The 21,353-nt window shown below is 59.9% G+C and carries 19 protein-coding genes; 6 read left to right on the forward strand and 13 right to left on the reverse strand.

The features are described from left to right. Positions 1–151: 151 nt before the first annotated feature. From cheT to ABCW43_RS08590, 11 genes are all read right to left on the reverse strand, one after another. Positions 152–541: a chemotaxis protein CheT gene (cheT, locus tag ABCW43_RS08540; RefSeq protein WP_345923024.1), complete on the reverse strand. Its 390-nt coding sequence runs from the start codon at positions 539–541 to the stop codon at positions 152–154. 29 nt (positions 542–570) lie between these two features. Continuing rightward, positions 571–1,128 carry a chemoreceptor glutamine deamidase CheD gene (gene cheD, locus ABCW43_RS08545; RefSeq protein WP_046603224.1) on the reverse strand — a complete coding sequence of 186 codons (558 nt, stop codon included), beginning with the start codon at positions 1,126–1,128 and terminating at the stop codon, positions 571–573. Next, complete coding sequence (locus ABCW43_RS08550) at positions 1,125–1,514, reverse strand: response regulator (protein ID WP_046630657.1); 390 nt, start codon at positions 1,512–1,514, stop codon at positions 1,125–1,127. Before ABCW43_RS08550 ends, cheD begins: the two co-directional genes overlap by 4 nt. Then, positions 1,515–2,555, reverse strand: a complete 1,041-nt coding sequence (cheB, locus tag ABCW43_RS08555; RefSeq protein ID WP_345923028.1) for a protein-glutamate O-methylesterase CheB — start codon at positions 2,553–2,555, stop codon at positions 1,515–1,517. Next, a complete protein-coding gene (gene cheR / locus ABCW43_RS08560; protein WP_345923030.1) occupies positions 2,552–3,460 on the reverse strand; it encodes a protein-glutamate O-methyltransferase CheR in 909 nt (302 codons plus the stop codon). Before cheR ends, cheB begins: the two co-directional genes overlap by 4 nt. Beyond that, positions 3,457–3,924 carry a chemotaxis protein CheW gene (locus ABCW43_RS08565; protein WP_345923032.1) on the reverse strand — a complete coding sequence of 156 codons (468 nt, stop codon included), beginning with the start codon at positions 3,922–3,924 and terminating at the stop codon, positions 3,457–3,459. Before ABCW43_RS08565 ends, cheR begins: the two co-directional genes overlap by 4 nt. A gap of 6 nt (positions 3,925–3,930) precedes the next feature. After that, positions 3,931–6,213 carry a chemotaxis protein CheA gene (locus ABCW43_RS08570; protein WP_345923034.1) on the reverse strand — a complete coding sequence of 761 codons (2,283 nt, stop codon included), beginning with the start codon at positions 6,211–6,213 and terminating at the stop codon, positions 3,931–3,933. Positions 6,214–6,229: 16 nt separating this feature from the next. Beyond that, entirely contained in the window at positions 6,230–6,595 is a 366-nt protein-coding gene (gene cheY1, locus ABCW43_RS08575; RefSeq protein ID WP_037087114.1) for a chemotaxis response regulator CheY1, read from the reverse strand. Positions 6,596–6,597: 2 nt separating this feature from the next. Beyond that, positions 6,598–6,891: an STAS domain-containing protein gene (locus ABCW43_RS08580; RefSeq protein WP_345923037.1), complete on the reverse strand. Its 294-nt coding sequence runs from the start codon at positions 6,889–6,891 to the stop codon at positions 6,598–6,600. After that, on the reverse strand, positions 6,891–8,498 hold the full coding sequence (locus tag ABCW43_RS08585) for a globin-coupled sensor protein (protein WP_345923039.1): 1,608 nt from the start codon (positions 8,496–8,498) through the stop codon (positions 6,891–6,893). Before ABCW43_RS08585 ends, ABCW43_RS08580 begins: the two co-directional genes overlap by 1 nt. Positions 8,499–9,001: 503 nt before the next feature. Beyond that, complete coding sequence (locus ABCW43_RS08590) at positions 9,002–9,568, reverse strand: DNA-3-methyladenine glycosylase (protein ID WP_345923041.1); 567 nt, start codon at positions 9,566–9,568, stop codon at positions 9,002–9,004. Positions 9,569–9,881: 313 nt separating this feature from the next. On the opposite strand from ABCW43_RS08590, the gene ABCW43_RS08595 reads away from it, so the two are divergent. The 6 genes from ABCW43_RS08595 to ABCW43_RS08620 all read left to right on the forward strand — a co-directional run bounded on the left by ABCW43_RS08595 (position 9,882) and on the right by ABCW43_RS08620 (position 18,276). Further along, a complete protein-coding gene (locus ABCW43_RS08595) occupies positions 9,882–11,825 on the forward strand; it encodes a PrkA family serine protein kinase (RefSeq protein ID WP_345923043.1) in 1,944 nt (647 codons plus the stop codon). A 186-nt stretch (positions 11,826–12,011) separates the two neighbouring features. Then, a complete protein-coding gene (locus ABCW43_RS08600; protein ID WP_345923045.1) occupies positions 12,012–13,289 on the forward strand; it encodes a YeaH/YhbH family protein in 1,278 nt (425 codons plus the stop codon). Next, positions 13,286–14,854, forward strand: a complete 1,569-nt coding sequence (locus ABCW43_RS08605) for a SpoVR family protein (protein ID WP_345923047.1) — start codon at positions 13,286–13,288, stop codon at positions 14,852–14,854. The genes ABCW43_RS08600 and ABCW43_RS08605 overlap by 4 nt, the downstream gene beginning before the upstream one ends. Before the next feature lie 171 nt (positions 14,855–15,025). Beyond that, positions 15,026–15,463, forward strand: a complete 438-nt coding sequence (locus ABCW43_RS08610) for a hypothetical protein (protein ID WP_345923049.1) — start codon at positions 15,026–15,028, stop codon at positions 15,461–15,463. Between the two features lie 304 nt (positions 15,464–15,767). Continuing rightward, positions 15,768–16,508 carry a glycosyltransferase family 2 protein gene (locus tag ABCW43_RS08615; RefSeq protein ID WP_345923051.1) on the forward strand — a complete coding sequence of 247 codons (741 nt, stop codon included), beginning with the start codon at positions 15,768–15,770 and terminating at the stop codon, positions 16,506–16,508. Between the two features lie 145 nt (positions 16,509–16,653). After that, positions 16,654–18,276: a sensor histidine kinase gene (locus tag ABCW43_RS08620; protein WP_345923053.1), complete on the forward strand. Its 1,623-nt coding sequence runs from the start codon at positions 16,654–16,656 to the stop codon at positions 18,274–18,276. Between the two features lie 25 nt (positions 18,277–18,301). Here ABCW43_RS08620 and ABCW43_RS08625 read toward each other — a convergent pair whose 3' ends face one another. Continuing rightward, a complete protein-coding gene (locus ABCW43_RS08625; RefSeq protein WP_345923055.1) occupies positions 18,302–20,425 on the reverse strand; it encodes a bifunctional diguanylate cyclase/phosphodiesterase in 2,124 nt (707 codons plus the stop codon). A gap of 268 nt (positions 20,426–20,693) precedes the next feature. Beyond that, positions 20,694–21,269 (reverse strand): cysteine hydrolase family protein, encoded by a 576-nt coding sequence (locus tag ABCW43_RS08630; protein WP_345923415.1) that lies wholly within the window; start codon positions 21,267–21,269, stop codon positions 20,694–20,696. Positions 21,270–21,353 lie beyond the last annotated feature (84 nt).

The raw sequence follows: 21,353 nt of genomic DNA on the forward strand, positions 1-21,353 counted from the left end.
AGGTATTCGAGCCTATGCTCAATCGCACCTTAGGAAGCGAAGCTTGTGCGAGCGTTTCGCGGGCGCATGGTTTTGGCGACTGTGGATGGGATCGTGAGGCTGGCGAGCGCGCGGGCCGTCATGGCCGGAGCATGCATGTCAGGGCTGGCGATCAGAAAAAATCGAAATCGCCGGCTGCCTTACTCAAAGGCTGGGAATGGCCGTGGCGCATGCCGTTGGCGAGCGCCTTCTGCATGTCGGCGAGTTTGACGAGGTTGAGGGCGGTCGAGACATCGACCATCCATTCGTTCGGAATGCCGCCGGTGATCGTATCGATGAATTCCGCAAGGCCGCGCGTCTTCTGGACGGCAAGGTCTATGCCCTGCAAGACTTTCAAGCTGTCCGGCGACTGCAGGATCGTTTCGCCACCGAGCTCCAGAAGCTGCGGCTCGACCCGTTCGATCAGGTATGCGACGTCATGAAGCTCCGAGACCAGACGCATCAGGACTTCTGGAAGAGATTCCTCAAAGGGAGCGATTGGCGTCTTGACGGTGTCGTTCATGGCTTCTTTCGCCCCGAGAAATGACTTCTTTAAAAGAACTCGATTGAGCTCTCGACCGGCTTCGGCGGTGTGCGTACCGGACGCTCCTCCATCGCCACCGTCCGTTGAGTTTCGGCGCCGGTCAGCGGATACTGACGAGCCCGGCCGCTCACGGGCCAGAACTCCAGCTTGCGCCCATGTTCCCCGCCCGTTGAGGAGCCGACCACCGGAATGCCTTCGTCCTTTAGAAATTGCATCGCGAATGCGGCATTCTGTTCGCCGACATTCGAAAAGCTGGCAATCGTCTTGGCGCCGCCGAAAATCTTCGCTTCCAACCGGTCTCGCCGGGCCCCCTGCTTCAAAAGTCCGTTGATCAGCAGCTCCATCAGATGCACGCCATAACGCGTTGCATCACCGCCCGAGGTCATGGAACCGCCGGATCCCGGAAGCAGGAAGTGGTTCATGCCGCCGATACCGGCGACAGGATCGCGAAGACAAGCAGCCACGCATGAGCCCAGAATCGTCGAGAGAACAGCATTCGGGTCGTTCAGGACCTTAAACTCCCCCTGGATGATATGGACACGCCTGACTGCAGCGGCGTCATTCATTTCAATGCTCCAAACACCGCTTCAATAGCGGCCTTCATCTTTTCGATCGTAAACGGCTTGGCGAGAACGTTGTTGGCGCCGAGCTGAGCCGCCTTCTGAACCAGGGCGCGATCACCCTGAGCCGTCAGGATGATGAACGCGGCCTTCTTGGTGTTCGGATTGGCGCGAACGGCCTGAAGGAAACCGATCCCGTCCATTTTCGGCATGTTGAAATCCGAAATGACGAGATGGTGTGGCTGTTCGGCCATGATCTTCATACCCTGCTCGCCGTCGCCGGCAGACGTGATCTGTTTGAAGCCGAGCTGTGTCAGGGCGTCGCTGAGCAGCAGGCGGCTGGTGACCTGATCGTCAACGATCAGAACTTTGATTTTTTCAGCGATAGACATTTATTCGGTACCTTCTTTTCGGGCGGCAGTTAACTTCAACACTTCTTCTCCAATGGCGCTTAGCGGCAGTTGCTGCTCGACGGCTCCCATTTCATGGGCAACCCTCGGCATGCCGTAGACCACACACGTCTTTTCGTTCTGCCCGATCGTGCGTGCGCCCGCGCTACGCATTCTGAGCAAACCTGCAGCTCCGTCGCGGCCCATGCCCGTCAGGATGACCCCGACCGCATTGCGACCTGCCAGATCAGCGACCGAGTCGAAAAGGACGTCCACAGAGGGCCTGTGACCGTTTACCGGCTCCTTTTCGATCAGCCGGCAACATGGCGCCGACGGATTGACCACCTGCAAGTGCCGTTCGCCACCGGGCGCGAGGTAGATCTTGCCGATCTCCAGCCGCGCGCCGTCGGTGGCTTCCTGCACCACAGGAGCGCAGATACGATTAAGGCGTTCAGCAAAACTTTTGGTAAACGTGGAAGGCATATGTTGAGTAATTACGGTCGGCGGGCAGTTTTGCGGGAACTTTTGCAGCACCGCGATGAGAGCTTCAACGCCTCCGGTTGACGACCCTATGGCCACAACCTTCCTGCCGACGCGGTATTCTGCGGCGGGAGAGGCGGTGATGACCGGCGCCAGTCCATTCCGGCGTGGCCCCGACCGGGCAGCAGCCTTCACCTTTTCAGCAAGATCCATGAAAGGGCGGACGTCGCCGGGAGCCGGTTTGCCGACGCAATCGAAGGCGCCGATCTCGAGAGCGGCCAGCGTCGCATTGGCACCCTGATGGGTCATGGCCGAGACCATGATGACCGGCATCGGACGCAGGCGCATGATCTTTTCGAGGAATTCCAGCCCGTTCATATTGGGCATTTCGATATCGAGGGTAACGACATCGGGGTTGAGCTGCTTGATCGCGACGCGCGCTTCCAACGCGTCACCGGCCTGGCCGACGACATTCACTTCCGGATCGGAGTTCAGGATGGCCGTAATCAGGCCGCGCATGGTCGGGGAATCATCGACGACCAGGACCCGTGCTGGAGCGCTCATGCCTTCCTCCCTGCATTCTTGCCGGCATAACGATAGGTCGTGATGCCGATGTTATCGAACAGGTTTTTCGCATCGCCGGAGACGCGTTCGGAATGGCCGATATAAAGATGTCCGCCTTCAGGCAGGAGCGAGGCAAAGCGGGACCAGATTTTCATCTGCGTCGGCTCATCGAAATAGATGACGACGTTGCGGCAGAAGATGACGTCGAAATTGCCCTTGAAGGGCCATTGCGCCATCAGGTTCAGCTCGTTGAAGGTGATCAGCTTCTTGACGCGCTCATCGATCTGGAACCTGCGGCGTCCGCCGGCATCGACTTCCCGGAACCACTGCTTGCGCATGGCGGGCGCCATGGTTTCTAGCGCGTTCTCGTCGTAGATGCCGGCGCGGGCCGCGGCCAGGATCTTCGGGTCAATATCGGTCGCCAGGATGCGGAAATCGAGATCGGCCGCATTGGGAAGCAGCGACAGTACAGTCAGCGCGATAGAATACGGCTCCTGTCCGTCCGAACAGGCAGCCGACCAGATGCGAACACGACCGCCGCTCTTGGCGCGGTTGATGAGACCCGGCAGAACCTCGTCGCGCAGGTGTTCGAAGTGATGGTTCTCGCGGAAGAAACGGGTGAAGTTGGTTGTCAGATGCGACAGCATCTCGCGGCGGGCGGCGGCACCCTCGGGCGAGGCCACCAGAACGCAATAGTCCTTGAACCCGCGCAGCCCCAAAGCCCGGATATGCTTCGAAAGACGGGAATAAACGAGAGAGGCCTTGGAATCGTTGAGATAGATTCCGGCATCCGAGTAGATCATCGCCGAAATGTCGGTGAGGTCACGACGCGTCAGCGGATATTCTCCGCTTGCGAGGACCTCATCCGGTGACTGTCGGCTTTCAATGGCGCCCAGGGGCTTCATGCAACTTCGCTTTCCGTGTCGGGGAAGAGGGCGTCCAACTCGATCATGCAGATCATCCGCTTATCGATGGCGAGAATCCCCCGGGCGTATAGTCTCTCCAGATCGGAGGAGACTTCCGGTACTGGCTGGATATTCTCGTCGGTAATCGTAAGGATATCGGAAACGGCTTCGACGAGGAGACCAACAACCTTGGTCTTCATCTGCGCCACGATGATCACATGGCGCGCCGTCGGCTCGGCATCCTTCATGCCAAGCCGGGCCGAAAGGTCGATGATCGGCAGAACCGCACCGCGAAGATTGATGACACCCATGACGTAGGCGGGCGCATGCGGCAGCGGTGTCGCCTGGGTCCATCCGCGAATTTCACGGACGGACATGATGTTCACGCAAAATTCCTGATCGCTGATGCGAAAAGCGATCAGCTCCTTGCTTCCCTGGACCAGATTCTTCACGGCATACGACATATGAACTCAACCCGTGGCGGCTAACGACATTTCAGGTTTCATGGACTGCCCTCGCGACGCTGCGACGACCGCATCGACATCGAGGATGAGTGCGACGCGGCCATCACCGAGAATGGTGGCTGCGGCGATGCCGGGGACGTGGGTGTAGTTCGCCTCGAGCGACTTGATGACGACCTGGCGCTGGCCCTGGATTGCATCGACCATCAGAGCACGCTGTCCGCCACCTTCCGATTCCACCAGCAGCGCGACACCTTCGACCGGATTGGCCTGGGTGGCGCGGTAGTTGAGGACCCGACCCACGTCGACCAGCGGGCAGAACGAGTTGCGGATCGAGATCAGCCGCTGGTTGGCGCCGAAGGAGTGGATGGCGGCGGCCTCCGGCTGCAGCGTCTCGACGATCGCGGTGAGCGGCACCACCAGCGTCTGGCCGGCGACCGTGACCACCATACCGTCGAGGACGGCGAGCGTCAGCGGCAGGCTCATCGTGAAGGTCGAGCCGAAGCCCGGCCGCGACGAGATCGAGATACGACCGCCGAGCGCCTGGATCGACCGCTTGACCACGTCCATGCCGACGCCGCGACCGGAAATGTCGGAGATCTTGTCGGCGGTGGAGAAGCCCGCCATGAAGATCAGGTTGTCGATTTCGTCGTCCGACAGGTTGGCGTCGGCGGCGATGATGTCGTTGTCGATCGCCTTCTGGCGGACGCGCTCGCGGTTGATGCCAGCGCCATCGTCGGCAAGCTCGATCAGGATGCGGCCCGAACGGTGCTTCGCGGTCAGCTTGATCGTGCCTTCCGGGTCCTTGCCGGCGGCTTCGCGCTTTTCGGGCGATTCGATGCCGTGGTCGACGGCATTGCGGATCATGTGGGTCAGCGGCTCGGCGATCTTGTCGATGACCGTCTTGTCGACTTCGGTGTTTTCACCTTCGGTGACCAGGCGGATCGACTTGCCGACCATGTCGGCCACTTCGCGAACGATACGCGACATGCGCTGGAAGACCGGCTTCACCGGCTGCGCGCGGATCGCCATGACCGAGTCCTGGATCTCGCGGGTGAGCTGCTGCAGCTCTTCGAGGCCCATGTTGACGGCCGACGTACCGGTCGCGTCGTTCTCGACAACGCTCTGGGAGAGCATCGCCTGGTTGATGACGAGTTCGCCGACGAGGTTGATGAGGCGGTCGACGCGGTCGAGATCGACGCGGATCGTCTGGCCTGCGCCAGCAGCGGCGGCGGCGGCATTGTTCTGGGCGGCGGCAGTGGCGGCGGCCGACTCCTTCTTCTCGGCGACGCGCGCGGCCCTGGAAACGTTGCTCGCGGTCTCGGCAGCGGACAAGGCAGCGGCGACGGTTTCTTCCGAAACGCCGCGTTCGCTGGCCCTTTCCTCTTCTTCCCCGGACGAGGAGTCATCGAGGATCGAAAGATCGAACGGAACCGGGACCATCGGCAGTTCCTCGTTGGAAGATGCCTCTTCGGCAAACTTCACCTCGAGGTCGCAATCCCATTCCGCGAATTCGAACACGGCGCGGATATCGTCTTCGCTCCTGGTGGTCCGGATCGAGATCTTCCAGCTGAAGTAGGACGCTTCCGGGTCCATCTTGTCCAGCGCAGGCAGAGCGTCCGTATCGCAATTGATGCTCATCTCTCCCAGACGGGACAGGTCGCGCAGCAGGAGCGCCGCCTCGTTGCCCTTGGAATAGAGTTCGCGGCGCGGCTTGAAGGTCACCTCGTAGAGCGTACCTTCGATTGCCGGTTCTTCCTCCTCGCCGAAACCGTCGAACGAGAAGGGGATCGGCTGGAAACCGCTGTCGTCGCTCGGCTTGGGAAGCTCGGCTTTCGCCGCAGGAGCCGCGGCGGGAGCAGCTTTTGCGGCCGGTTTCGGGGCGTCGTGACCGGAGGAAGACGGCAGCTCGCCATGGGCAAGCGCCTCGAGTTCCTTGACGAGGCTGCGGCTTCTCGATTCGTCGACGCCGCCGCCATCACGCGATGCAGTGACGAGGTCGGCGAGCACGTCGGCCGATTTCAGCATGACCTTCAGGACGTCCTGCGTCGGCTCCAGCTTGTTGGAGCGCACGCAATCGAGCGTCGTCTCGAAGACGTGGGCAAAGGAAACCAGGTCGTCCAGACCGAAGGCACCAGCGCCCCCCTTGATGGAATGAACGGCACGGAAAACGGCGTTCACCGTTTCGGGGTCGCGATCCCCGTCGTTCAGCTTGAGAAGACCCGACTCCAGTTCAGCGAGCTGCTCTTCGCATTCCTGAAAGAAGATCTCTTTGATTTCGTTCATATCCATCGGGGGAATTCCTGGCTCAGGCGGTTACACGCTCGATCGCATCAATCAGTTTGGCAGGATCGAAAGGCTTGACGATCCAGCCCGTCGCGCCGGCCTGCCGGGCCCGGTTCTTCTTCTCGGCATCGCTTTCCGTCGTCAGGACGAGGATCGGGACGGCGCGAAATTTTTCGTTGCGGCGAACGCCTTCGATGAAACCGAAGCCATCGAGGCGCGGCATGTTGATATCCGTGACGATGACGTCCGGATTGCAGCCCTCGAGGACTTCGAGGCCTTCAACGCCGTCTTCCGCCTGAATTGTCTCAAAACCTGCGTTATTCAGGGTCACCAGAAGCATGTTCCGGATTGTCCGTGAGTCATCCACGGTCAGTACTTTTTTCTTCATTGCTAGATCTCCTTAGCAACCAAATTCTGGTTATCGATGCCGATGAGTTGCATCGTCTTCTGAAATGCATCCGAAGCCTTCTCGACGAGGAGGGACTTCTTGTCTTCTTCCCAAGCCTTGACGCCGGCGAGCAGAACCTGGGCGCACTGGACACCGACCCGCTCGACACCCGACGCATCGATCTTGAGATCGGTGCCGCGCATGGAGACCAGCTTGCCATGCAGGTTCGAGGCCTCGTTGAGGTCCAGCACCGCGGCCAGCTTCAAACTTCCAGGTCCAGCCTTCTTTGCTGCCATCAGCTTATTCCTTGTCGTTTCTGAAAGAGATATTCGCCGTCATCCGCACGCTCGGAGGCCGTCGGCGCGATCGGGACGAGAGTCGGCTGGGGTCTTGGCGCTGCCGGACGGCGCGCATCCGCATAACGGTTCTGTCGCTCGATCCGGAACTCGCGGACCGTCCGGCCGAGTTCCAGGATCACGGTATGGAGTTCGTCGGCACCCTCGCCCGCGCGGGACGCAAGGCTTGCATTCGAGGCGACGTTGTCGCTGACCGAACCGATCTCGACGGTCAACCGATCGAGACCGACGGCCTGCTCGCCGGTGTCGCGGGCAATGCCGGCGATCGCGTCGTTGATATCGGAAACCTGGCGGACGATGCCGCCGATCGCCTCCTGGGTGCGGTGAACCATCTCGACACCCGCATCCACCTGGGACTTGGTGCCGTTGACGAGCGTCTTGATCTCGCGCGCCGCATCGGCGGAGCGCTGGGCAAGCGCGCGCACTTCCTGGGCGACGACCGCAAATCCGCGGCCCGTCTCGCCGGCGCGGGCCGCCTCGATGCCGGCGTTCAGCGCCAGCAGATTGGTCTGAAACGCGATGTCGTCGATGACGCCGATGATCTCGCCGATCTTTTCGGCCGAGGATTCGATGTCCGCCATGGCGTTGATCGCCCGGCCGACGACCTCGCCGCTTGCCTCGACCGAACGGCGGGTCTCGGCGGCGGCTTTTTCGGCAGCGGCCGTCTCGGCAGCGCTTCCCTTGACCCTGGCGGTAACGTCGAGCAGCACGCGTGCCGCCTCCCTGAGGCGAGCCGACTGTTCCTCGGAAGCGGAAGCGAACGAGCGAGCGCCTTCGGCAAGCGACTGGGTGAGCGCACCGGCCTTCTGGCCGTGTCCATCGACGGTCTCGACCGAGGAGCGCATGCCGGCGACCGCCTGGTTGAGAAGATCGGCGAGCTCGCGATAGACATCCGGCACATCGGCCGACAAAGAGGCCGTCAAATCGCGGTCGGCAAGGGCCGCGATGACGTCCGTGAAGGTTTCGATCGCCTGCGCATGATCGGCTTCGCGCTGCTCGGCCAATGCGCGCTGGTGCTTCTGGCGCTGTTCGTTGAAACGGAGCGAGACGGCAATCTCGACATCGACCATCACCAGGCGGGTAATCGCGCCGACGAGGTCGAGCAATTCCTGCTCACGCTTGCGGCCGCCCGGCAGCAGCGATTTCGGAGCGAGATCGACAATCGCGCCGGCGATCAGATGTTCGAGCATCACGGCGTGACCGGCGACATGCCAGCGCGGATCGAGGCCCATGCGGCTCTCGGCGTCGGAGAGAACCTTCACCCGCTCGGCATAGAGCGCGTCGAAGCGGGCATCGGTCAGCACGCCCCAATGGGACGCCTGCAGGTCGTGCAGCCGTTCGATCTGCTGCTCGCTCTCGAAATTGCGGGCGGCTTCCGGAAAGGATTGAAAGCGGTGAAAAAGGTCGCGCAGGCCAGTCTTCAAGTGCCGGTCGAGCTGCGGGCGGCAGCGGCGCAGCAGATCGCGCAGTTCGCCGTCGAGGCCGGCAAATGCCAGTCTCTCGCCCAGGCTGCCTGCCTGGCCACGCCGCGCCTGATCCGATGGCATTTCCTGCACCAAAGCCGTCCCCAAATTAATCAAGCCAATCCCCGGAGAGGATCGGCGGCATGCGAGCTGCTGTCGCCAGCGCCTGAATGAACGGAGATGCTCGCCAAACCGGATCAATATCCGTCGGGCATGGGCAACGCGGTCACCACGGGCTTTGCTGGATTTTCATGAGCGGATACCGGATTGGACCGGTACGGCTTTGCGGCTTCATGCCTGGTGGGGGACCGCAGTCATCCCATTTCGCCGTGGTCTCTAATATGTATGGTTAATTCCTTGCCTGAAGGTTAATGGAAGGTGCAAGGATGCCTGTTTTGCTTCAACCGGGCGCACATTACCCGCTATCGGAGTATTCGCTTCAACATTGCGCGGCGGCTACGGTTTTCTCAATTCGCCGCTTGAAGGTCAGCCAACCCGCCGAAGACCGCCCTCCTCGCCCATATCGACAAGCGCCCTGGAAGATCGTCGCGCATCGACGGCGAGAGTCGCAACAGATAAGCTTTGGTTCAAGGCGCAAGACCGCCCTTGCCGGAGAATTTCCTACTGATATGGAGTGAGCCGGAAAGACCGAAACGCCAGGGCAGATCGACGGCCTGGGAGATGCCGATCCGCCGCCCGGTGACGATCAGGGCTGTTGTTTTCGGCAAAGTGAACTCGAACGGCGGCGCAAACAGCGGCAGGCCGTTGTGTTCGATGGTGATGCCGAGCGCCTGACAGAGGCGGCCCGGACCGGAGCAGAGGAGCAGCGGATCGGCAAGACCGCGCCTTTTCTCCATCGCCTCGATGCCCCTCACCGGATGCAGCGCCCTGATCAGCACGGCGCTGCCGGGCCGGCAGACGAAATTCAGGCACCAGTGAATGCCGTAGGAACGATAGACATACGCATGCCCGGGCGGGCCGAACATCACCGCATTCCTCTGCGTGGGTCCGCGAAAACTGTGGGAGGCCGGCTCGTCCGGTTCATAGGCTTCGGTCTCGACGATCACGCCGCCTGCGCCGCAGACATCGAGCTCGACGCCGATCAGGTCACGCGCCACCTCCACGGAGGTTCTATCGAAAAACTGCTGGTCCATGAGAAATGCCCGCGTCGCTGCCTGCCGGCAGCATCCATAGACGGCGAAGTACCGCTTGTCTTCACCGCCAACGACGCGATATCCTGAAAGACCTGAGGCGTTGCGCAGACGCTGTCGTGCGGGTGCGACAAGCCCTCACTTGCTGTTTGCCAAGTCTTCACTGATTTTGTGGACGCACATTTTTGTGCATTGCCATGAAAACGCTCCGGGTGTCGTATTACGGTTAGAAACATCTTGATTCTCAATAGATTGCCGCATCGTTTTCTATTTTTGCGGCAGTCGAGCAGTAGCGCAACCCTGACTGGAGATGCCTATGCCGAGTGAATCCTTGTTCGATGCCTTCACCAGGAACTACGAAGCCCGGCGCGAGACAGATATGTCTGTCGCCGAGTATCTGGCGCTTTGTAAGAAAGATCCGATGGCCTATGCCAACGCCGCCGAACGGCTGCTGGCGGCGATCGGCGAGCCGCAGATGGTCGACACGGCCAAGGATGCCAGGCTCGGCCGGATTTTCATGAACCGCACCATCCGGACCTATCCGGCTTTTACCGGTTTCTTCGGCATGGAAGAGACGATCGAAAGGATCGTTTCCTTCTTCCGGCACGCGGCGCAGGGTCTCGAGGAGCGAAAGCAGATCCTCTACCTGCTTGGACCGGTCGGCGGCGGCAAGTCTTCGCTTGCCGAGCGGCTGAAGCTGCTGATGGAGGCCAATCCGATCTATGTGCTCAAGGCCGGCGACGAAATCAGCCCGGTCTTCGAAAGCCCGCTTAATCTCTTTGACCCGGTCGCCATGGGGCCGATGCTGCTCGAGCAGTACGGCGTCCCGACCCGGCGCCTCAGCGGGCTGATGAGCCCGTGGTGCCTGAAGCGGCTCGATGAATTCGGAGGCGACATAACCCGCTTCCGGGTGGTGAGGCTGCAGCCCTCGCGGCTACGCCAGATCGGGATCGCCAAGACCGAGCCGGGCGACGAGAACAACCAGGACGTCTCGTCGCTGGTCGGCAAGGTCGATATCCGCAAGCTCGAAAACTATTCCCAGAACGACTCGGATGCCTACAGCTATTCCGGCGGGCTCAACCGGGCCAACCAGGGCGTGCTCGAATTCGTCGAGATGTTCAAGGCGCCGATCAAGATGCTGCATCCGCTTTTGACGGCGACGCAGGAAGGCAATTACATGGGCACCGAGAATATCGGCGCCATTCCCTTCTCCGGCATCATCCTTGCCCATTCGAACGAGGCGGAATGGCAGAGCTTCAAGGCGAACAAGAACAACGAGGCCTTCATCGACCGCATCTGCGTCATCAAGGTTCCCTATTGCCTGCGGGTGACCGAAGAACAGCATATCTATGAGAAGCTGATCGAAGGCTCGGAGCTTGCGGATGCTTCCTGCGCGCCGGCAACGCTTGAGATGCTGGCCCGGTTTTCCGTGCTCTCGCGGCTGCGCAAGCACGAAAACTCGACCTTCTTCTCCAAGATGCGCGCCTATGACGGCGAAAGCCTCAAGGAAACCGATCCGCGCGCCCGCAGTGTCCAGGAATATCGGGATGCGGCCGGCGTCGACGAGGGCATGGACGGAATATCGACACGTTTTGCCTTCAAGGTACTCGCCTCGACCTTCAACCACGACACGACGGATATCGGCGCGGACCCGGTCCACCTGATGTACGTGCTGGAACAGGCCATCCGCCGCGAACAGTTTCAGGAGGAAACCGAGAAACGGTATATCGAGTTCATCAAGGCAGACCTTGCTCCGCGGTATGCGGAATTCATCGGCAACGAGATCCAGAAGGCCTATCTGGAATCCTATTCGGATTACGGCCAGAACCTCTTCGATCGTTACGTCGATTATGCCGATGCCTGGATCGAGGACGTCGATTTCAAGGATCCGGACACCGGGCAGCTTCTCGATCGCGAACTCCTGAACCAGGAACTGACCAAGATCGAAAAGCCGGCGGGTATCGCCAATCCGAAGGACTTCCGCAACGAAATCGTCAAGTTCTGCCTCCGCTCGCGAGCCAATAACGGCGGCAAGAACCCGTCCTGGGCGAGCTATGAGAAGATTCGGGAGGTGATCGAGAAAAGGATGTTCTCCCAGGTAGAGGATCTTCTGCCGGTCATCTCCTTCGGATCGAAGAAGGACGGCGAAACAGAAAAGAAACACAGCGAGTTCGTGTCGCGCATGACGGCGCGCGGCTACACCGAGAGGCAGGTTCGCCGTCTGGTGGAGTGGTACATGCGGGTTAAGCAGGCAGGTTAGCGTCTGTACTCAATTAGGATTTGGAACGCACCATGCAAGAAAACCGTTCAGTTCCTTAAACACACAAAGGTGGATTTGATGTCCATCATTGTGTGTGACGACAGGACGTAGGATTGTGGCATACTGGGTCGTGCGGCGTCCGAAACCTAGTTGAGTACAGACCCTAATGCTCATGCAGGAGCCAACATGCACATCATCGACCGGCGGCTGAACCCGCGCGGTAAAAGTTTGGAAAATCGGCAGCGGTTTCTGCGGCGCGCAAAGGACGCCGTGCAACAAGCAGTCAGGCGATCCCTGCAAAGCCGCAGTATCCGTGATGTACTGGATGGCGGCGAAGTCAGCCTTCCGATCGGCGGCATGGGCGAGCCGAGTTTTCGCCGGGCCGAAGGCGGGATCACGGACCATGTCCTGCCCGGCAACCGGGCCTTCGTCGAAGGCGATATCATTCCCCGCCCCCCGGGCCAGGGTGCCGGCAGGCCCAAGGAGGCCGGCCAGGGCGATGGTGAAGACGGCTTCCGCTTCGTGCTGACGCGCGAGGAGTTCCTCTCGGTCTTTCTGGATGACCTCGAACTGCCTGAGCTCGCCAAGCGGCGGCTCAGCGAAACCGAGGAGATGAGCCCGGTTCGAGCCGGCTACTCCATTTCCGGTTCCCCTTCCAATCTCTCCATCGACCGGACGACGCGGCTCGCCATGATGCGGCGCATCGCTCTCAAGCGTCCCAAGCCTGCCGAAATCGAGGCGCTGCAACGCCAGATCGAGGAAAGCGAGGACGAAGAGACTCGGCTTGCGCTGACGGCGGAGCTCAAGTCGCTGACGGACAGGATCCGGCGCATCCCGTACGTCGATCCGCTCGACGTGCGTTATCGTCGTTTCGACAACGAACCGAAGCCGGTTGCGAAGGCGGTGATGTTCTGCCTGATGGACGTCTCCGGATCGATGTCGGAGCATATGAAGGATCTGGCCAAGCGCTTCTACCTGCTGCTCTATCTGTTTCTTTCGCAGCGTTACGAGAAGGTGGAAATCGTCTTCATCCGGCACACGGAAAAGGCCGAGGAAGTCGATGAGGAGACCTTCTTCTACGGCCAGGCAACCGGCGGTACGCTGGTATCGAGCGCGCTTGCGGCGATGCGCACCATCATCGCCGCACGCTTCGATCCCACGGAATGGAATATCTACGCTGCGCAGGCTTCGGATGGCGACAATTCCTACCGGGACGAAGCTCCGACCGGCCATCTGCTGAAACACGAGATTCTGCCGCTTTGCCAGTATTTCGCTTATATCGAAGTCGATGAGGAGGGCGGCGATTCCTTGGCCTCCAATTCGCCCCTCTGGCGTCTTTATGAGAGCATCCGGTCCAGCGCAGCAACTCTTGCGATGCGCAAGGTCTGCCGCAAGAACGAGATCTTCCCTGTCTTCCACGATCTCTTCCAGAAGCGTTCGACACAGACGAAGGCGGTGCCATGACCCAAGCGGCTATGCAGAAGGATCGATTGCTCTTCGAGGGCGCCGACTGGGATTTCACCACCCTGCAGCGCATCCACGATGCCTGCGAGAAGATCGCGATCGGCGAACTCGGGCTCGATGTCTACCCGAACCAGATCGAGGTGATCACCGCCGAGCAGATGCTGGACGCCTATTCATCGACGGGAATGCCGCTATTTTACCGGCACTGGTCCTTCGGCAAACATTTCGCCCATCATGAGGCCTTCTACCGCCGCGGCATGCGGGATCTCGCCTATGAGATCGTCATCAACTCGTCGCCCTGTATCTCCTATCTGATGGAGGAGAACACCGCGACAATGCAGACCCTGGTGATCGCCCATGCGGCCTTCGGCCATAACCATTTCTTCAAGAACAACTATCTCTTCAAGCTGTGGACCGATGCCGAGGGCATTCTCGACTACCTCGATTTCGCCAAAGGCTATATCGCCCGCTGCGAAGAACGTTACGGCGAAACGGCGGTCGAACGAACCCTCGATGCGGCCCATGCGCTGATGTCGCATGGCGTGCACCGTTATGCGGGCAAGACGCGCCTCGACCTGCGCCAGGAAGAAAAACGGCTGCAGGAACGGCGTGCCCACGAAGAACAGATGTTCAACGACCTCTGGCGCACGGTGCCGACAGGCCGCAAACGGAATGCGGCCGACGTCGATTTCGAAAGACGGCGTGCGGCGCTCGGCCTGCCGCAGGACAACCTGCTCTATTTCCTCGAAAAGTCGTCACCCCGGCTGCAGCCGTGGCAAAGGGAAATCCTGCGCATCGTCCGCCACGTGGCGCAATATTTCCACCCGCAGCGCCAGACCAAGGTGATGAACGAGGGGACCGCGACCTATGTCCACTACCAGATCATGGAAAGGCTGCACGACCGTGGGCAGATCAGTGACGGGAACTATTTCGAATTCCTGAAATCCCACACCAATGTCGTGTTCCAGCCGACCTATGACGACCGGCGCTTCTCCGGCTTCAACCCCTATGCGCTCGGTTTTGCGATGATGCAGGATATCGAGCGGATCGTGACGAAGCCGACCGATGAGGACCGTGAATGGTTCCCGGATATCGCGGGCCGCGGAGACCCGATGCAGGTTCTGCGCGGCATCTGGGCCGACTATCGCGATGAAAGCTTCATCAGCCAGTTCCTGAGCCCGCACCTGATCCGTAAGTGGCGCCTTTTCCAGCTCTACGACGATCCGCAGATAAGCGAAGGGATATTGGTTTCGGCGATCCACGACGAGCGGGGCTACAAACGCGTCCGCCGCCAGCTGGCGCGCGAATACGATATCGGCTGGACCGACCCGAGGATCGACATCGTCGATGTCGATCTCGCCGGCGACCGTCGCCTTCTGCTGCAGCACCGGGCGCCGAACGACTGGGTTCTTGAGGACAGCGAGACGAAGCAGGTCCTCCAGCATCTGGCCGATCTCTGGGGCTACGACGTCATGTTGCAGGAAATCGACGGCGCCGAGAAGGTGGTGAAGGAACATGCCGCTCATCCCCGCGAGATTCTTCATAAGGGTGATCTTTTCTCCTGACGAGGGCGCCGGCGCAGGTCTCCACCGATCGGGCGGCCCTGGGCTCATCAATTTTGATTAAGGAAAGGCCAGAGCTCATGCCGGTGCCCAATCGTGATTGGACATCAAAAGCGGTCTGGATCAAATTGCAGGTGGGCGACGGGCATCTATTTGTTCAAATAGGAGGCTGTAATGGAGCAACGTGCAGTCGATCAGCTCAGGACTATCGCCAGGATAAACCGCACCTATCCCGACTTCCGGATGTCAAGCAGCGAACGGCTCGAACGGTGGGCCGAGATTCTGGAGCTCAACCCCGACCGATCCCTTTCAACATTTCGGGAAACAGAATATCAGCCGGATGAAATAAGGGCCGCCATGCGCGGCGACGGGACCGCAATTGCCGTCGCCTTCGGCGATCCGGTTCTCCGCGCGGCGGGGATGCGAGACGACACCTATGGGGAAGCCAGACGGTTTTTTGAACTGTCCGACCGACAACTCCATAAACTGGTCTGCTTCTGCCACTTCGGAGCCCATGTGAGCGCAAGTACAGTCGCCCAACAGGTGCGTTCCATAGCCACCCGCAGATCCAGTGGCACCCTCGCCTACCTGGCTTCTTTCTTCAGAAGATAGCCGGAACCGGTTTGTGGAACACAATCGGCGTGTCCCTTGCCGGAGCAGTTGCCGATGTCTAGGCGTTGCCGCTTGCAATTGCGGGAACGGGCGATGAGTTGCGCCGCGCTCTGGAGGTCGAGGCGGTCGGGCGCCTCGTTCGTCGGAGCGCGCGTACCTTCGATTTCGGATAGTTCCGATCAAGCGTCTTTACCCGGGGTCACGCGACAGCATATCTCAACGCCGGTGGCGACCTTGCGGGCACTATGGTATCTGGACGACAGGATCTCTATACGGAGTTCCGGATTTTCCGGGGATATGCCGCGTGGCGAATTTTAGTGTGGATTTGTGTATAGTTGCCGGCAGAAGGCCGGGTTTGCTCGAGCAGACATTGGAAAGTTTCTCCAAGCGCAGCTTTGCTCGTTTTACCTTCTCGAATGTCCTCGTGAACATCGATCCGATCTTCGGCACGGAAGAGGATGAAGCTGAGTGCCTGCGCGTGGTCGGCAACTATCTGCCGTCAGCCTCCTTCTTCAGACCGAGCGAGCCGGGTTTTGGCGCCGCGGTCAAACGCCTCTGGGCCAATACGCGTTCCGACTATGTGTTCCACCTCGAGGATGACTGGATCGCGCTGACCGACCTCGGCGAGGAGATTTTTGCCCCGTTTGCAGACCCGGCCGTCATGCAGGTTTCCTTTCACACGGCCGATCAGAATTGGAATATCGCAAAGGACGGCCATCTTCACGAGAGAAACGAGTATGCGCGGTTCCTCGGCATAAAAATCCCGCTTTTCAAGACTTTTCCGAAATTTACCACGTCCCCTTCCATTCTTCGCGGATCGTTTGCCCGGCAGGCTTCAAGCCTGATGGATCCCTCCCGGGATCCGGAGAAACAGTTCTATTCCGGCGTCAACGCAGAGCTTGAACGGTTGGCGGCGCCGCACAGGAACTACATTTTCTCTCCGCAGCAGACACCGGTCATCCGCGACACCGGACGAGAATGGAGAGACAATCGCAAGATTAAAAAAGTCATCGAAAATACGACCTCCTACTGGGTCGAGGAATAGCCGGCCACGAAGAGTGGCCCGCGCCGGCCTGCTGACAAAGCGCACTTGCCGCCGAAAGCACTACCTCCGGTTTCAGCATTCGGTAACGCTCTGAATGTATATTAGGCGTCGATCAATTTGCGCGAGTACACCTGGACGCCTGCGAATGAACCACTGCTCCGCCATCGGACCTGATCTGCAAACATCTCACCGCGAGCTCCTGGAAGACCTGTTCGAGGGCGCGCCAGGACCGACGATCATCAAGGATGCCGAGTCGCGCTTCCTGTTCCTCAACAGCAAGGCATGCGAGATGTTCGATGTGAACCTCGATGACGTGCTTGGCCACACAGACCACGACTTCTTACCTGCGGACGAAGCCGACCGAATCCAAAAGATGGATGCGGGAGTGCTGGCAACCGGCGAGGAACGGCGATTCGAGGAGGAGGTCACCGGGCCGGATGGTTCGACCCGGACGCTTTTCACGCACAAGCGGCGGTCTTTCCTACCAGGGCCCGGCGGAAAGAAACCGGTCGTCGTTGTCGTCATTTCGGACATCACCAAACTTCGGCATGCCGAGCAAGTCCTGCGGGCAAGTGAGGAGCACTATCGCTCCCTCGTTGAACTACATCCCCAAACGCCGTGGTTGGCCGACGCACAGGGGAACGTCATCGAAGTCGGCCCAGGGTGGCAGAACGCGTCCGGACGGGAGGTCGGCGAAGCGCTGGGACGCGGGTGGGAGAAGACCTTGCACCCGGCGGACCTGCCTGAAGTGATTGCTAAATGGGAATCCGCGGTGAAGACTGGTGCGTCGTTCGACATGATCTACAGGATCGGGTCAGCGAAAGGGCGCTATCGGTGGTATCGGAACCGGGCGGCACCCCGGCTCGACGGTAACGGTGGGGTCGTCCGCTGGTATGGCTTGCTGGAGGATGTCCACGACCGCCAGCTTGCCCTCAAGGCCCTCCAGTCCAGCGAGCGCAGACTGCGCCAGCATCGGGACGAGCTCGAAAAGATCGTGCTGGCGAGGACCGCGGAAGTGCAGGAAAAGAACGTCGAGCTGGATCGCCTTCTCCAGCATGAGCGGGGCATCAATGCGCTGCAGCGCCGTTTCGTCGGAATGATCTCGCACGAATTCAGGACGCCTCTGGCCGTGATCGACGGAGCGGCTCAGCGGCTTACGCGCACGAAGGCGGCTGCGACTCCGCAGTTCCTGGAGGGCAAGGCTCTGCAGATCAAGGGCGCAGTTGCCCGCATGGTCGAGCTGATGGAAAGTATCCTCGCTGCCGGGCGGCTGGAGACCGGGACCATTGCGATCAACAAGAAAGCCGGTTCGCTCAGCGCGATTCTTCGCCAATGCATCGCAAGCCGAGCGGAGATCAGCAAGAGCCACACGATCAGCCATGATCTCGAGGCGCTTCCAGCTCTGCAGATGATCGACGAGGGCGCAATAGAGCGGGTCTTTTCCAATCTGTTGTCAAACGCGGTGAAGTATTCGCCCGCCGGCTCCAAAATCCGCGTCAGCGGATGGAAGGACGGTCGGCGGGTTCTGGTCAGCGTCAGCGATTCCGGCATCGGCATGGATGCTGACGACCTGCCGAAGCTGTTCGAGCCCTACTTCCGCGCCCGTAGCGCAACCGGCATCGCGGGAACGGGGATCGGTCTCAATATCGTCAAGGAAATCGTGGAGTTGCATGGCGGCTCGATCTCGGTCCAGAGCCTTCTGGGAAAGGGTACGACCTTCACGGTCGAGCTGCCGTTCGACGAGATCAGACAACAGCATTCGGCTTAGGCCGGCGCTGTCACAAGAAGAACCCTCACGCGGCGATCGATGAAGCGAGCCAGGATACAAGCTCGTCTCGTCCCATGGGTCTGCCCACCAGGTAGCCCTGCAGCTGATCGCAACCGGCAACTCGAAGCGCGTCCGCTTGATCGGCGGACTCGATGCCTTCGGCGGTAACCGGAATCCCGAGGGCCTGAGCCAACGAGATCGTGGCCGTCAGGACGTTCCGGCCGGTACTGCCGTCATTTATGGCTTGAACCAGGGAGCGATCGATCTTCATCCGGTCGAAGCCGAACTCACGAAGCGTGCCGATACTGGCATAACCGGCACCAAAATCATCAAGGGCAAAACGGATGCCTGCCGATTTCAGGGCGGTGATGGAGCGTCGTGCCTGCTCAGGGTTCGACATCAGCACCGCTTCGGTGATCTCCAGTGTCAGTCGCGAAGGATCAAACCCTTCCTCTTTCAGAACAGCGAGCACATCCCCGGCGAAGTTGGGGTTGCACAGCTGGATCGGAGAAACATTGACCGACAAGGAGAGCGGAGACCATGCCCGGGACGCCACGATGGACTTGCGAAGCATCTGGAGGCCCAGGATATCGATCAATCCACATTTTTCCGCCAGAGGTATGAACGCATCCGGGCCGATCGCTCCTTCGGTGCGTCTCCATCTTGCCAGCGCCTCCACGCCTGTGATGTCGCCCGAGGCCGCCGAAGCCAGAGGCTGGAAGACCGGCTGGATCTCGTCATTCTGGAGGGCGCGCCGAAGGTCGCTTTCCAAAGCCGCAATCTTCTCGCGCTGGCGGTCAAGATCCGGATGATAGGTGACCGCGCATCCCCTGCCCATTTCCTTCGCTTCATAAAGGGCCATATCCGCGCGGCGAAGAAGTTCATGCGCATTCCCTGCGTCGTCACGGGAGGCAACGCCAATGCTTGCGCCAATCTCGATCGTGCGGCCTTCGATGAGAAACGGCCTTTTGAGACGTTCAACAACTTGATTGTCAAATTCGGCGAGGTTTGCGGAACCGCGTTGAACCAGAGCGAATTCATCACCACCCAACCGGGCGACACCGAACACGTCGCCATGGATGTCGCGCAAGGCTTCCGCCACCAGCCTGATCAGCTGATCCCCAATCGCATGCCCCCAAGCATCGTTGACTGCCTTGAAACCGTCGAGATCGATAAGGTGCAAAACCAGCACCTGGTTCTTGTCGACCTGCATCAACCGGTCCAGTCTTTCGATCAGGCCGAGCCTGTTCAAGAGACCGCTGAGGCTGTCGTGCGTGGCTTCATGTTGGGCGCGATCCGCCAAGCTCCTCAAGCGACGCATTTCCGACCAGCCTGCAAACAGGACACCAACCAGATAAACCCCAAGGATAGCGACTGCCGCGGCAATAAAGGGGCGCGCCTCCTCAAAAATCGTGTTTCCTGGAGCGGCACTTGGCCAAGCCAGACGCGCGACTTCGATTCCATCGACATCCATGAGTGGAGAATTCAGAAGATCGCCCACCGCGCGGTCGGTTATGTGGAGTTCCGGGAGCTGATGTTCCTTGGCCATCTGGGCCACGACCTCAGACGTCAGAGTCTTGAAGAAGCTGAGGACATAGTAGGTTTGATCATCTACCTGTGCCCCAAACGGCTGGACCGCTTCCGACGCCACCGCAATGATATCGTCGCCGTTTCTGAAAAAATTGACGATCGGGTCGATGCCAGGCCGAGCGGCGGCTTCCGTTTGCCCAGGAAATTTTGTCCCGAGATATTCGGTCGGGTCTATCATATCAGCTTTGAGATAGGCGATGCTCTTGCCGCCTGCTGGCGCCGTCAGCACTATCCCGTCATAGAGCGCGTAGTCCGCGCTGGTCTTGCCCCAATTCTCATAAACCCAACCCTCGCGGTCCCCTTGCGTTATCGCCTTGTAGGCGTCATCCCAAACGGCATTGTCCCGCACGGTTGCGGCAAGTTTTTCCTTGAACGAGGAGACCGCCGCCTCTGCTGCCATGATAGCTCTGTTGTCGTCGAGCGCGTTCGCGGAATTGCGCATGCGGTCAACCACATGAGCACCTATCCCACCCAGGATCATGGCGACGAGAAGGAGCAATGAGGTGGCAATGAAAACGGAGTAGCCTTCACGGCTCTCCTTCGGTCGGCGTGCGAGCATGACAGATCCCAGCTTTTTTTATTGATTTTGCCCAAGGCTGCAGAAGACGTCATGTCCGCATTGCGCTGCACGCATCTGCTAGCATATGCGAATATTAAAAATCACTAAAGCATGTAGTCAACGACTCGTTAATATGTTGGCAGGGACCTCCAAACCCGGAGCAGCGAAATGGTGCAGGGCCGTGCGGAGTGCGTTATTTCGCAGCGTTAAACCGGGCTTTTAGCCCGGAAACAGGACAGGCGATGTTTCCGCCGAGCGGGCCGGCTTTCTAGAGACCTCGCAGGAATTCTTCGGTGGTTGCGAGGTGGAGCTGAACCGAGAAGCGGTCTCCCAGAAGTTCGAGCGACGCGTCATGTGTGTCATCGGCTCCGCTGCAGACGGCATCCCTCAGCACGATCACATGGTATCCAAGATCGATGGCGCCAAGCGCCGTGGAGAGGACGCAAACGTCCGTCTCGCCACCGGTGAGGACCACGGTTCCAATGCCCTCCTTCAAGAGCATTCCATGCAGCCCTCCGCTCACCCAGGGAGAATAAGTCATCTTGTCGAATAAGCGGGCAGGCGGGACAAGCGCTTTCAATGAAGGGATCAGATCGACAAGGCCTGGATCAAGATGCTCGCGCGTCATCATCCGCCACTTTTCATAATAAACTCGCCACATCCCCTCCATCGCTTCGGGCCGAGACGGCGTGACGAACCTCGTAAAGATCGTCTTCTCGGGATGGCGACCGGAGAGCTCCTCGATCGATGGCGATACCTCGCGCATCCAGGGGACGTGCCAAGGAGTGTCTTCCGCGAAGATCCGCTGCATGTCGATGCAAAGATGAATCCAATTGCCAGCCATTTCATGCTCCACGCTCCCCCTGAACGCCTCATCGGGGACGTGGTTCCGGCCGAGACCGACAGGTGGCGGATGCATCCGACATGC

The sequence above is a fragment of the Neorhizobium tunisiense genome (genome assembly GCF_039631515.1).
Lineage (GTDB): Bacteria > Pseudomonadota > Alphaproteobacteria > Rhizobiales > Rhizobiaceae > Neorhizobium.

Bases quoted from the DNA above. Each gene is read 5' to 3' on its own strand.
- ABCW43_RS08595 (WP_345923043.1), top strand. From the start codon at position 9,882: ATGCCGAGTGAATCCTTGTTCGATGCCTTCACCAGGAACTACGAAGCC.
- ABCW43_RS08610 (WP_345923049.1), top strand. From the start codon at position 15,026: ATGGAGCAACGTGCAGTCGATCAGCTCAGGACTATCGCCAGGATAAAC.
- ABCW43_RS08590 (WP_345923041.1), bottom strand. From the start codon at position 9,568: ATGGACCAGCAGTTTTTCGATAGAACCTCCGTGGAGGTGGCGCGTGAC.
- ABCW43_RS08605 (WP_345923047.1), top strand. From the start codon at position 13,286: ATGACCCAAGCGGCTATGCAGAAGGATCGATTGCTCTTCGAGGGCGCC.
- ABCW43_RS08630 (WP_345923415.1), bottom strand. From the start codon at position 21,269: ATGGCTGGCAATTGGATTCATCTTTGCATCGACATGCAGCGGATCTTC.
- ABCW43_RS08580 (WP_345923037.1), bottom strand. From the start codon at position 6,891: ATGGCAGCAAAGAAGGCTGGACCTGGAAGTTTGAAGCTGGCCGCGGTG.
- ABCW43_RS08585 (WP_345923039.1), bottom strand. From the start codon at position 8,498: ATGCCATCGGATCAGGCGCGGCGTGGCCAGGCAGGCAGCCTGGGCGAG.
- cheT (WP_345923024.1), bottom strand. From the start codon at position 541: ATGAACGACACCGTCAAGACGCCAATCGCTCCCTTTGAGGAATCTCTT.
- cheY1 (WP_037087114.1), bottom strand. From the start codon at position 6,595: ATGAAGAAAAAAGTACTGACCGTGGATGACTCACGGACAATCCGGAAC.
- ABCW43_RS08625 (WP_345923055.1), bottom strand. From the start codon at position 20,425: ATGCTCGCACGCCGACCGAAGGAGAGCCGTGAAGGCTACTCCGTTTTC.
- ABCW43_RS08620 (WP_345923053.1), top strand. From the start codon at position 16,654: ATGAACCACTGCTCCGCCATCGGACCTGATCTGCAAACATCTCACCGC.
- ABCW43_RS08600 (WP_345923045.1), top strand. From the start codon at position 12,012: ATGCACATCATCGACCGGCGGCTGAACCCGCGCGGTAAAAGTTTGGAA.
- cheD (WP_046603224.1), bottom strand. From the start codon at position 1,128: ATGAATGACGCCGCTGCAGTCAGGCGTGTCCATATCATCCAGGGGGAG.
- ABCW43_RS08570 (WP_345923034.1), bottom strand. From the start codon at position 6,213: ATGGATATGAACGAAATCAAAGAGATCTTCTTTCAGGAATGCGAAGAG.
- ABCW43_RS08550 (WP_046630657.1), bottom strand. From the start codon at position 1,514: ATGTCTATCGCTGAAAAAATCAAAGTTCTGATCGTTGACGATCAGGTC.
- ABCW43_RS08565 (WP_345923032.1), bottom strand. From the start codon at position 3,924: ATGTCGTATGCCGTGAAGAATCTGGTCCAGGGAAGCAAGGAGCTGATC.
- cheB (WP_345923028.1), bottom strand. From the start codon at position 2,555: ATGAGCGCTCCAGCACGGGTCCTGGTCGTCGATGATTCCCCGACCATG.
- cheR (WP_345923030.1), bottom strand. From the start codon at position 3,460: ATGAAGCCCCTGGGCGCCATTGAAAGCCGACAGTCACCGGATGAGGTC.